Origin of the sequence: Cribrihabitans pelagius, from assembly GCF_048820915.1 — a bacterium.
Taxonomy (GTDB): Bacteria; Pseudomonadota; Alphaproteobacteria; order Rhodobacterales; family Rhodobacteraceae; genus Cribrihabitans_A; species Cribrihabitans_A pelagius.
This window is the reverse complement of the sequence record NZ_JBMERR010000015.1, coordinates 104,607-116,477: the sequence shown is the minus strand read 5'-3', so window position 1 is coordinate 116,477 and position 11,871 is coordinate 104,607. Positions and strand designations below refer to the sequence as shown.

Here is an 11,871-nt window from a genome sequence, read left to right as displayed (position 1 = left end):
CGGGGCGCAAGGCGGAACCCCGGTCCCGCCACTCTTGGCGCCGCGCTTAGCTCTGCCGCGCGCAGGCGGTATTTGCACTCCTCACAAGCCGGTAAGTCTCTGCGGCCCCGCCGTGTTCTTCTTTGTGCGAATACTCCGGGGACCGGGGCGGTGCCCCGGTGCCCCGCCGCAATGCAGCGCTCAGCTCTGCCGGCCGCGGATCTCCTCCGCGATGCTTTCCATCTGACCCGCGGGCAGGTAGCCCCGCAGCAACTCGCCGCCCAGCACGAAGGTCGGGGTGCCGGAGATCGACAACTGCTGTGCCAGCGTCCGGGTCTGACGCAGCTCGCGGCTCACCTCGTCGCTGTCCATCCGAGCGAAGATCGCTTCCGCGTCCAATTCCAGCCCTTCGGCCAGCCGCTTCAGAGCCACCTCATTGGGTTCGCCGCCCAGCGAGATCAGCGCATCGTGCACCTGCTTGTAGGCTTCGTCGCCCGCAACCTGCTTGGTCGCGACGGCAAAGCGCGAGGACAGCACCGAGGCCTCGCCCAGGATCGGGAATTCCTTGATCACCAGGCGGATGTTCCCATCCGCTTCCAAGAGCTTCTCCACCTCCGGCGCCGCCCGGCGGCAGTAGCCGCAGCGGTAGTCCATGAACTCGACCAGGGTGATGTCGCCCTCGGGGTTGCCCCCCACCCAGGAATAGCCGTCGTTCTCCAGCTCTTCCAAGTGCTGCGCCACCAGCGCCTCGTCGCGGGCGGCCTCGGCCTGGGCCTGCTGCTGCTCCAGGAGGTTCACCGCCTCAAGGATGACTTCGGGGTTTTCCATCAGGTACTGGCGCACTTCGGCGCCGAATGCGGCGCGTTCCTCGGCGCTCAGCGCCGTGAGGTCGGTGGCCTGCGCGGGAGCTGCTGCGCCAACGGCGAGAGCCGCGGCGGCAGCGCAGGCGGCGGCGCGAATGAAGGGGGTCATCTGGTCTTCCTTTTCTTTACGTGTTCGTAGGCCGCCAGCACGTCCTGCGCGCGCCGCCACCCGGGCGAGCCTGCGGGCAGGAGGGCGCTGGCGCGTTTGGCATGCAGCCCGGCGTCCTTCAGCCGTCCCATAAGGGCATAACGCTCCGCCGTCACCAGGGCCGCGAGCCCGGTCTGGCCGGTCCTGGCATAGGCAAGCGACATTTCGCGTAACAGGAGCGGGTTGCGGAAATCGATGGCGCGGGCCTTCTCCAGCGTCTTCAGCGCCGCGGCGGGGTTGCCCGCGGCAAGCTGGACGCGCCCCAGCCCGGTCAGGATCAAGGGATCGCGGGGCGCCAGCCGGGCGGCCTGGCCATAAGCGGCGGCCGCGGCCTGCCTCTGGCGGTTCTCCATCAGGATCTGGCCTTTCAGATCGTGGTAGAAAGCATCCTTGGGCCGCGCCGCAAGCGCCCCGTCGATTGCCTTCAGTGCGCGGGTGCGGTTGTTCTGGCGGTGAGAGGCCACCGCCTCGCGCATCTGCCGCACATCGGAATATTGTTCGCCTGCCGCACGCCGCCGGGTCCAGTCCGGCGCCCGGGCAAAGGCGGAGAGCTTGCCGCGCAGCCGGGCAAACCAGTAATCTGCTTCCGCGTTGGGCCGCCCCGCACTGCCATGCGCCGCCGCATAGGCCTCCGCGGCGCGCAGCCGGTCGCGGCTCAAGGGATGGGAGCGCATGTAGGGGTCCTGGCTTGCCGCACTCAGGTGCTCCTGTCCGGCAAAGATCCGGTGCAGCTCTGCCAGCCCCTTGGGGCTGATACCCGCGCGGCGCAGGTAATCTGCCGCGGAGGCGTCCGCGGAGGCCTCCTCGGCCCTGGTGTGGGCGAGAAAGCCGCGCAGGGCGGAGGTCTGCGTGCCCACCGCAATACCCGCCGCCGCCTCTCCGGCACCGGCAGCGGCTGCCAGTACCGACAGCGCCATCCCCAGCCCGGCAGCGCCTTTGGCCGAGCGCAGGTTCTGCATCCGCCGGCCCAGGTGGCCATTGGCGATATGCGCCGCCTCATGCGCGATCACCGCCTGCAGCATCCGGGCGCTGTCCGCCTTCAGGACCAGCCCGTAGTGGATGAAGATGGTCTGGCTGTCGACGACATAGGCATTGAACGAGCGGTCATTGACCAGCAGCACACGCACCCGCTGCGCGTTGAGCCCGGCGGCGCGCAGCACCGGGGCCGCCAGCCGGTTCAGACCGTGTTCGATATCCGCATCGCGCAACAGCGGGACCGAGGCTGCCTGCACGGCCGGGGCAAGGCAGATAAGCACTGCGCAAACCGCAAGCGCCGGGATTGACGCCAGCCGGAAGAAACGGTCAAAGATCATGCGCGCACCATGGGAGATCAGCATGCGAAACTCAACCCGGTCCGAGGTCGATCCCTTCATTGTGATGGACGTGATGGAAGCCGCCCGCAAGGCCGAGGAAGCGGGCCGCCACATCATCCACATGGAGGTCGGCCAGCCTTCGACCGGGGCGCCTGCGGGCGCGTTGAAAGCATTGGAAAAAGCGGCACGCAGCGACGCGCTCGGCTACACTGTGGCGCTGGGTTTGCCCGCCCTGCGCAAGCGCATCGCGCAGATGTATGGCGAGTGGTACAACGTCGATTTGAACCCCGGGCGCGTGGTGGTGACACCGGGCTCCTCGGGCGCCTTCATCCTCAGCTTCACGGCGCTGTTTGACAGCGGCGACAGGGTCGGCATCGGCGCGCCGGGCTATCCGTCGTACCGGCAGATCCTTAAGGCGCTTGGCATGACGCCGGTCGATATCGAAACCGCACCGGAAAACCGCTACCAGCCGGTCGCGGCGGACCTCGCGGGGCAGGGCCTCGCCGGGCTGATGGTCGCCTCGCCTGCCAACCCCACCGGCACCATGCTGGACCGGGACGCAATGGGGGCGCTGATCGGCGCTGCCCAGGAGACGGGCACCAGCTTCATCTCCGACGAGATCTACCACGGGCTCGAATACGAGGCGAAGGCCGTCACCGCGCTCGAGCTCACCGACGAGTGTTACGTCATCAACTCCTTCTCCAAGTTCTTCTCGATGACCGGCTGGCGCGCGGGCTGGATGGTGGTGCCCGAGGATCACGTCCGCGTGGTCGAACGCATCGCCCAGAACATGTTCATCTGCGCCCCGCACGTGAGCCAGGTGGCCGCGCTTGCGGCAATGGACTGCGAGGACGAGCTGCGCGAGAACCTCGCCGTCTACGCGAAAAACCGCGCTCTGATGCTCGACGGGCTGCCCAAGGCGGGCTTTGCCAATATCGCGCCGCCCGATGGCGCCTTCTACGTCTATGCCGATGTCTCGGACCTCACCCAGGACAGCCGCAGCTTTGCCGCCGAAATCCTTGAAAAGGCGGGCGTTGCGGTGACCCCGGGGCTGGATTTCGACCCCGTTCGCGGCGCCACCACGCTGCGCTTCTCCTATGCGCGCTCCACCGCGGATATCGAGGAAGGTCTGGCCCGCCTCAAGGCCTTCATGGCGGCCCGCGGCTGAAGCCACCCGCTTTGCAAGCAGGCGGAACTTGCCTATCCTGCGGGCCAAGCAATAACCGGGCCAAACCAAACCGTCCCGGACGAGGATGCAGATGAGCAGACTATTCATGGCCGCCGCGCTGATCTGGACGCTGGCGCTTCAGGGCGCCGCGGCGCAGGGGTTCAGCGGGCTGGCCCGTATCGACGCCGAAACCAGCCGGGTAAGCGACGCAGGCGAGGGCGCCGCGGTGGAGCTGGGGCTGAGCCAGGGCGTGCCTTACCGGCTCTTCACCCTCGACAGCCCGCCGCGGCTGGTGCTCGATTTCCAGGAAGTGGACTGGACCGGTCTGAAGGAAGATGCCCTGCTGCAAGGCAGCCGCGTCAGTGCCGCGCAATTCGGCACCTACGTGCCCGGCTGGTCGCGGCTGGTGCTGGAGCTCGCAGAGCCGATGCAGGTTGCCACCGCCGCGATGGCGGTGGACCCGGTGACCGCCGCCGCGCGCCTTTCGCTCAGCCTCGCGCCGGTTGCGGCCAAGGACTTCGCCGCTGCCGCAGGCGCCCCGCAGGATGCGCGCTGGGACCTGCCTGCGCCCGAACCGCTGAAGCCGCGCGCGCCGCGGGACGGCGACGCCCCCCTGCGCGTGGTGCTCGACCCGGGCCACGGCGGTATCGACCCGGGCGCGGAAACCGGCAGCGGCGTGGTGGAGAAACACCTGATGCTGCAATTCGCCAAGGAGCTCGCCGAGGTGCTGCTGCGCTCGGGCCAGTTCGAAGTGCAGCTGACCCGCGACGGGGATTACTTCGTCTCGCTCGAACGCCGCATTGCGCTGGCACATCAGGCGGGTGCCGACCTGTTCCTCTCGCTGCACGCCGACACCATCTCCGAGGGCCGCGCCCATGGCTCCACCGTCTACACGCTGTCGCGGGAGGCCTCCGACGCGGCGTCCTCGAAACTGGCCGAGCGGCATGTGCGGGCCGATCTCCTCTCCGGCACCGACCTCACCGGCGCCGATGACGAGGTGACGGGCGTGCTCCTGGACCTGGCCCGGCAGGAGACCCACCCGCGCAGCCGCGCGCTGGCCCGCGCCCTGATCGACGGCCTGCGCGGCCAGGGCAGACCGGTCAACAACCGCCCGCTGCGCTCGGCCGGCTTCTCGGTGCTGAAATCGGCCGACATTCCTTCGGTTCTCTTGGAGATCGGTTTCCTCTCCAGCCGCCGCGATCTCAGCAATCTCACCGACCCTGCCTGGCGTGCCCAAGCCGCCCGCGGCGTTCTCGACGGGCTGATCGCCTGGCGCGCCCAGGATGACGCGCGCAGGGCGCTTCTGCGCAAGTAGCAGGCGGCGCGGAACTTTCCCGCCGCCCCGGGCGTTCCCCATCGGGGACCGCAGCGAGGGGCAGGGACCTGTGCCAGGATTTTCCCGCACAGCCCGGCATAGATCCGCTGTTTCCCGTTTTGACCCGGGCACCAGCGCCCCCTATATAGGCGGAACCCCGCGAGAAAGGCCCATATCAGTGCTCAGGTACATCTTCTCCTTCTTTGGCTCCATTTTCAGCACCATTACCCTTGGTGTGGCGGCGGTTGCGCTGACCATCGGGGCGGTGTTCTGGATCTACGGCCGCGACCTGCCCAGCCATGAGTCGCTCGCGCAGTACCAGCCGCCCACCATCAGCCGGATCTACTCGGGCGAGGGGCAGCTGATCGACGAGTTCGCCAAGGAGCGCCGCCTGTTCACGCCGTCGGAGGAAATCCCGGATCTGGTGAAGCAGGCCTTCATTTCGGCTGAAGACAAGAACTTCTACACCCACAACGGCTATGACGCCCGCGGTATCCTCGCTGCCGCGGCCGAGGCGGTGCGCTCGCGCGGGCAAAACGTGCGCGGCGCCTCCACTATCACCCAGCAGGTAATGAAGAACTTCCTGCTCGACGGCGACCGCAAGGCGGAACGCAAGGTGAAGGAGATCATCCTCGCCACCCGTCTGGAGGAAACGCTCGACAAGGAGCAGATCCTCGAACTCTACATGAACGAGATCTTCCTCGGCCAGAACTCCTACGGCGTCACCGCCGCGGCGCAGACCTATTTCAACAAGACCCTGGGCGAGCTTGCCCCGCATGAAGCGGCGACGCTGGCATCGATGCCCAAGGCGCCGTCGGACTACCACCCGGTCCGGCAGAAGGACCGCTTGCTGGCGCGGCGCAACTACGTGCTGCGCGAGATGCGCGAGAACGGCTATATCTCCAAGGAGGTCTACGAGGCGGAGGTCGCGCAGCCCCTGCGCTCGGTGCAGAACGGCGATTTCCAGAGCTTCCGCACCGCGCTGCCCCCGCGCGACTATTTCACGGACGAGATCCGCCGCCAGCTGACCGAGGATTTCGGCGAGGGCGAATTCTTCACCGGCGGCTTCTCGGTGCGCGCCACCATCGACCCGGAAATGCAGGCCGAAGCCGCGCTGGCACTGCGCGGGGGGCTGGAGGAATACGACCGGTCCCGCGGCCGCTGGCGCGGCACCGGCGTCACGCTGGAAGAGGCGCAGCTCAAGGACGAAAGCACTTGGCGCGGCGCGCTGGCCCGGGCCGATGTGCCGCGCGACATCGCGCTCGGCGGCGAGTGGCTGCCCGCGGTGGTGCTGGAGGTGGGCAGCGAGGCGCTGACCGTCGGCGTCGAGAAGCAGGAGGGCACCGGCACGGTGCCGCGCTCCGACATCGAGTGGATGAAGGGCAGCTTCGAGGACAACTTCAAGCGCGGCGACGTGGTGCTGGTGCGCGCCGTAGACGCCGATGGCGCCTTCAGCCACTGGTCGCTTCGGCAGGTGCCGGAAGTGCAGGGCGGCTTTGTCGCAATGGACGTGAACACCGGCCGCGTTCTGTCCATGCAGGGCGGCTTCTCCTACCAGCATTCGGTGTTCAACCGTGCCACCCAGGCGCTGCGCCAGCCGGGTTCCAGCTTCAAGCCGTTTGTCTACGCCGCGGCCCTCGACAGCGGCTACAGCCCCGCGACCATCGTCGTCGACGCTCCGATCGAGATCAACACACCGCAGGGCCTGTGGCGGCCCAAGAACTCCTCCAACAAGTTCTACGGTCCGACCCCCCTGCGCACTGGCATCGAAAAAAGCCGGAACCTGATGACTATCCGCCTGGCGCAGGAAATCGGCATGCCGGTGGTCGCAGGCTATGCCGAGCGTTTCGGCGTCTACGACAACATGGGCACCTTCCTCGCGAACTCGCTGGGGTCGGAGGAAACCACGCTCTACAAGATGGTTGCGGCGTACGCGATGTTCGCCAATGGCGGCGAGCGGGTGCAGCCGACGCTGGTGGACCGGGTGCAGGACCGTTTTGGCCGCACCATCTACCGTCACGACGACCGCGAATGCGTGGACTGTGCAGTCCCCGGCCTGGCCCCGGGCGAGGCCCCCCGCATTGTCGCCGACCGCGAGCGGGTGATGGATCCGGTCACCGCTTATCAGCTCACTTCGATGATGAAAGGGGTGGTCGACCGCGGCACCGCCTCCAGCGTCATCGACCTGCCGGTGCCCACCGCGGGCAAGACCGGCACCACCAACGACTCCCGCGATGTCTGGTTTGTCGGCTTCACTTCCAACATCGTGGCGGGCTGCTACATGGGCTATGACCAGCCCCGCCCGATGGGCCGCGGCGCCTATGGCGGCACCATGTGCGGCCCGGTGTTCCAGCAGTTCATGGAAAAGGCGGTGGAGAAATTCGGCGGCGGCCCCTTCGAGGTGCCGGAGGGCGGCCATTTCATCAAGATCGACCGCTTCACCGGCGCCCGCCTGCCGGATGATGCCTCCGGCGACTACGTGGTGGCAGAGTACTTCCGCGACGGCGCCGAGCCGATGTTTGGCATGGCCTTCGACGGCGGCTTCGCGATGGGCTCCAACCTGCCGCTGGTCGAGGAGGTGGAGCAGTCCGGCCGCAAGGTCACCACTTCCAGCGGCGGCACCGCCGTGCTGGGACCGAAGGCCAATTTCGGCACCATCAGTTCGGGCGGGCTTTACTGAGCCTCGCAGGGCAGGGCAGGGGAGGGCCACAGCCTGCCGCCCGCCGCCCTGACGCCGTCCGCGTCCGCAGCGCCGCTTGCCCGCGGCGCTGCACTGGTTTACACCCGCTCCAAAGCAGTGAATGCAAGGAAACGCCATGCGCGCCGAGACCCAGAACATCGTGGCAGAAATCGAAAAGTCGCTGGAGCTGCTCGCCCAGCGGCTGAACTGGGAGACGGCGGAATACCGGCTGGAGGAGTTCAACGCCCGGGTCGAGGACCCCAATCTCTGGGACGACCCGGAGGCCGCGCAGAAGCTGATGCGCGACCGCCAGTCGCTGGTCGATGCCATCGACACCTACAAGGGCATCAAGCAGGAGCTCTCCGACAACATCGAACTGATCGAGCTGGGCGAGATGGAAGAGGACGCCGAAGTCGTCAAGGATGCCGAGGAGTCGCTGAAAGCCCTGAAGGAGAAAGCCGCCGAGAAGGAACTCGAAGCGCTGCTCGATGGCGAGGCCGACGCCAACGACACCTTCCTGGAGATCAACGCAGGTGCCGGCGGCACGGAGAGCTGCGACTGGGCCTCGATGCTCGCCCGCATGTACGTCCGCTGGGCGGAGAAGAAGGGCTACAAGGTCGAGCTGCAATCGGAAAGCGCGGGCGAAGAGGCAGGCATCAAGTCCGCCGCTTACAAGATCTCCGGCCACAACGCCTATGGTTGGCTGAAGTCGGAGTCCGGCGTCCACCGTCTGGTGCGGATCTCGCCCTATGACTCGGCGGCCAAGCGGCATACTTCCTTCAGTTCGGTCTGGGTCTACCCTGTGGTGGACGACAACATCGAGATCGAGGTGAACCCCGCCGACATCCGCGTTGACACCTACCGCTCCTCCGGCGCGGGTGGCCAGCACGTGAACACCACCGACTCGGCAGTGCGGATCACCCACATCCCGACCGGCATCGTGGTGACCTCGTCCGAGAAATCCCAGCACCAGAACCGCGACATCGCCATGAAAGCGCTGAAATCGCGGCTCTACCAACAGGAGCTCGACCGCCGCAACGCGGAGATCAACGCGGCCCACGAGGCCAAGGGCGATGCCGGCTGGGGCAACCAGATCCGCTCCTATGTGCTGCAGCCTTACCAGATGGTGAAAGACCTGCGCACCAGCTACGAAACCTCGGACACCAAGGGTGTGCTCGACGGCGACCTCGACGGCTTCATGGCCGCGACACTGGCGCTGAAGGTCTCCGGCAAGAGCCGCTCCGAAGCGCAGGGCGACGACTGACCGCCGCCGCTGCCACCGTGCAGCGGACGCGGTGAATTGATACATTTCGCATACATTTGAACTCCGGCCCGCCCCGTCTAATCTGGGCGGGCCGAGTGCGTTTCCGACTCGCTTGACTTCCCACCGGGGCGCCGCGGCAGCAGCAGGGAAGGGGAGGACCGGCCGCAATGACCATTGAGAAGCCCTTAGGTGTGCCGGAGCTGCACGCTGCAACTCTTTCCATGCTGCCCGAAGCGCTGCGCCGCGGCTGGGCCGATTTCCGCGCCAAGCCGGGCTACGGCCTGTTCTTTGCCGCCGTTTACGTGCTGGCGGGCTGGGCCATGGCCTGGATCACGTTTGAGACCGGCACAACCTTCTGGCTGGTGCTCGCCGTCATCGGCTTCCCGCTGATCGGCCCGTTCCTTGCCGTCGGGCTCTACGAGGTCTCGCACCGGCTGGAGCAGGGCGAACCGGTGCGATTTGGCGCCATTCTCGGCGTTGTGCTGCAGCAGAGCCGCCGCCAGCTGCCCTCGCTCTGCGCCATCATTCTGGTTGTCTTCCTGTTCTGGTTCTTCCTTGGCCACATGATCTTTGCGCTCTTCCTCGGCCATTCGGTGATGACCAACATCTCCTCTTCGCTGGAGGTCTTCTTCACTGCGCAAGGCGCGGCGATGCTGGCCTTCGGAACCTTTGCGGGGGCGCTGTTTGCACTGCTCCTTTACATGATCACGGTGATCGCGCTGCCGCTGCTCCTCGACCGGGAGGTGGATTTCGTCACCGCCATGATCACCAGCTTCCAGTACGTGCAGCAGAACTTCGCGGTGATGATGGTCTGGGCGGCGCTGATCGCGGGCGTGACTTTTGCGGCGCTGCTGCCCGGCTTTCTCGGCCTGTTCCTGGTGCTGCCGCTCCTTGGCCATGCGGCTTGGCACATCTACCGGCTGGCGGCAGCGGGGCGCGGTTAGCGGAAGGGCTCGCCGCAGCGCAATAGGCGGCGGTGGAAGGGCAGGAGATCTTCTTCAGCCGCAAACCCCGCGCTGCGCGCAGCCTGCAGCACAAGCCGCCGGTCGCGGCCCAGGTGTTCATAAACCATGCGCGTCACCCGCTCGCCCACGGCGCCCTCGCGCACGGTGCGCGCCACGTAGCCGGACCAGAAGTTGTTCTCCAAGGACGCTGCGCGCGCGAGGTAGTTGAAGGAGTAGGTCATCGCCTTGCGCCGCGCGATCACAAAGGCGACACCGTCCTCATGAGCGCTGACGAACCCGCGGAACTCGCGCGCGGCGGGGTGCGTCGGCAGGCCCTGGCTTGCCATCGCTTCCTTCGCCTCGAACCCGCGGATATAGGTGACCCCGCCCTTGCGGAAGACCAAGACCAGGCCGATGACGAATTTTTGCTCATTTATGAAACTTCGGCGAGTAAAACGGTAAAATCCCGACGGAAAAAAGGATTCCGAGAGGTGCCGCACACCGTGACCCAAAAAATCCGAAAGAAATGGCCCGTTGACGACTTGCCCGCCTTGCGACAGCGTATCGACCGGGTGCAGCAGAATACGCGCATCGACATCGAAGAAGCTGCAAATGCGGTCCAGCACATCCGGCCGCGGAAAGCTCTCGCCGGAGAGGTAGCGGTTGAATTGCGTCCTGTTAACGCCAAGCTGCCGCGACAATTCGGAGATCGACGGGTAGTCCCGCGCCAGTTGGCGCAGGTTGGCGCCAAACATATTTCTCAGATCGGCCGGAGAACGGGTAGGAGTTGCCATAACCGCGCGGTTTCCCTGACAAAATGCGGGCGGACCCGCCGGTTTTACGTGCGTTACCGCCACGGATCAGCAGCAGGAAGCGGCATCTCTGTCGCTGGTTAGCGTCAGAGATGCCGCCAATAGACGTCAGAAGCCTATCGGAACTGTCACAAATTGCAATAGACCAGAACATAAATAGCCGTGTTGGATGGTTCCTATTTGTTCCAGAATTGGTATGCCGCAAAGCGAGGAATGGTATGATTGGAGTCGTTCTCTGGAGTGACGCAGCCCTGAATAAGGCCGTTATCTGGTGCGAGGATCAGGGCGACCTGGCTTTCTTCAGACGGGAAAGGCAATTCGGACAAGCGCCGCTCAGCGCCGGGGACTGGGTTGAATTCGATTTGGTTTTGCGGGGAAATCTCCGGCTCGCGGAAAATCCGGTGGTGCTGGCGGATCCTGCCAGCCCGGAGATTGCGGACCAGTTGACCGCGGCCGCTGACGCCGGCGCTGAGCCTGCGGCTCCCGGCCGGGCGGAATTGGGCATCTCCCAGCCGCCCGCAGCCTCCGGCGCGGTGATCCCCTTTCCCGGACCGCGCAGCAGCGGAGCCGCATCCTCTGCCCCCCAGCGCTTGAGGCAAGGCCGCCCCTGAGCGTCCGGCGACGCGGCGGCTAACGCTGTCGGCAGCGGGCCTGCGCACCTGCCGCCTGCACCGCCCCAACGCAAGAAAGCCGCGCTGATGCGCGGCTTTTGTTTCAACAAGGGACGCGGGAGGCAGCAGGGAAGCGCCCCTGTCCTGCCTAGCCGTTGCCGCGCAGCAGCGCCGCCACCCCGGTGCGGGCGATCTCGGTCAGGCCAAGAGGCCGCATCAGCTCGGCAAAGGCGTCGATCTTGTCGGGCGCGCCGGTAATCTCGAAGACAAAGCTGTTCAGCGTGCTGTCGACCACATTGGCGCGGAAGATATCCGCCAGCCGCAGCGCCTCGACCCGCTTGTCGCCCTCTCCCGCCACTTTCAGGATTGCCAGCTCCCGTTCCACCGCGACGCCTTCGACGGTGAGGTCGTGCACGTCGCGCACCGAGACGATGCGCCCCAGCTGCGCCTTGATCTGCTCGATCACCTGCGGCGTGCCGGTGGTGACCACGGTGATCCGGCTGAGGTGCCCGGTGTGGTCGACCTCCGCCACGGTGAGGCTTTCGATATTGTAGCCGCGGCCGGAAAACAGGCCGATCACCCGGGCCAGCACACCGGGTTCATTCTCCACCAGCACCGCGATGGTGTGGCGCTCCTGCACGTCCGAAAACGTCGGACGCAGGTTGTAAGCGGAATGGCGGGTTGAGCCTTTTTTGATGTGCAGGGCAGACATGTTGTGCCTTTCTCTCGTCTCTCGCTGCCAAGAATTTTCGAAAATTCTTGGCAAATTTCTTC

General features: G+C 66.2%; 9 protein-coding genes. 5 read left to right on the top strand and 4 right to left on the bottom strand.

Features of this window, described 5'->3' with window-relative positions; translation table 11 throughout:
* Positions 1 to 180 precede the first annotated feature (180 nt).
* Both ACOHX0_RS14435 and ACOHX0_RS14430 read right to left on the bottom strand, forming a co-directional pair.
* Positions 181 to 951: a DsbA family protein gene (locus ACOHX0_RS14435; RefSeq protein ID WP_420677648.1), complete on the bottom strand. Its 771-nt coding sequence runs from the start codon at positions 949 to 951 to the stop codon at positions 181 to 183.
* A complete protein-coding gene (locus tag ACOHX0_RS14430; protein ID WP_420677646.1) occupies positions 948 to 2,327 on the bottom strand; it encodes a M48 family metalloprotease in 1,380 nt (459 codons plus the stop codon). Before ACOHX0_RS14430 ends, ACOHX0_RS14435 begins: the two co-directional genes overlap by 4 nt.
* Here ACOHX0_RS14430 and ACOHX0_RS14425 point away from each other — a divergent pair.
* From ACOHX0_RS14425 to ACOHX0_RS14405, 5 genes are all read left to right on the top strand, one after another.
* Entirely contained in the window at positions 2,326 to 3,471 is a 1,146-nt protein-coding gene (locus ACOHX0_RS14425; protein ID WP_420677645.1) for a pyridoxal phosphate-dependent aminotransferase, read from the top strand. The genes ACOHX0_RS14430 and ACOHX0_RS14425 overlap by 2 nt on opposite strands.
* 91 nt (positions 3,472 to 3,562) lie before the next feature.
* Entirely contained in the window at positions 3,563 to 4,786 is a 1,224-nt protein-coding gene (locus tag ACOHX0_RS14420) for an N-acetylmuramoyl-L-alanine amidase (RefSeq protein WP_420677644.1), read from the top strand.
* Positions 4,787 to 4,964: 178 nt separating this feature from the next.
* Entirely contained in the window at positions 4,965 to 7,466 is a 2,502-nt protein-coding gene (locus ACOHX0_RS14415) for a penicillin-binding protein 1A (protein WP_420677642.1), read from the top strand.
* Between the two features lie 136 nt (positions 7,467 to 7,602).
* Positions 7,603 to 8,730, top strand: a complete 1,128-nt coding sequence (prfB, locus tag ACOHX0_RS14410; protein ID WP_420677640.1) for a peptide chain release factor 2 — start codon at positions 7,603 to 7,605, stop codon at positions 8,728 to 8,730.
* A gap of 167 nt (positions 8,731 to 8,897) precedes the next feature.
* Complete coding sequence (locus ACOHX0_RS14405; RefSeq protein WP_420677639.1) at positions 8,898 to 9,674, top strand: DUF2189 domain-containing protein; 777 nt, start codon at positions 8,898 to 8,900, stop codon at positions 9,672 to 9,674.
* Here the strand turns inward: ACOHX0_RS14405 and ACOHX0_RS14400 are convergent.
* Positions 9,671 to 10,468 carry a helix-turn-helix domain-containing protein gene (locus tag ACOHX0_RS14400; protein ID WP_420677681.1) on the bottom strand — a complete coding sequence of 266 codons (798 nt, stop codon included), beginning with the start codon at positions 10,466 to 10,468 and terminating at the stop codon, positions 9,671 to 9,673. The genes ACOHX0_RS14405 and ACOHX0_RS14400 overlap by 4 nt on opposite strands.
* Positions 10,469 to 11,245: 777 nt before the next feature.
* Positions 11,246 to 11,809, bottom strand: a complete 564-nt coding sequence (ilvN, locus tag ACOHX0_RS14395) for an acetolactate synthase small subunit (RefSeq protein ID WP_420677637.1) — start codon at positions 11,807 to 11,809, stop codon at positions 11,246 to 11,248.
* Positions 11,810 to 11,871 lie beyond the last annotated feature (62 nt).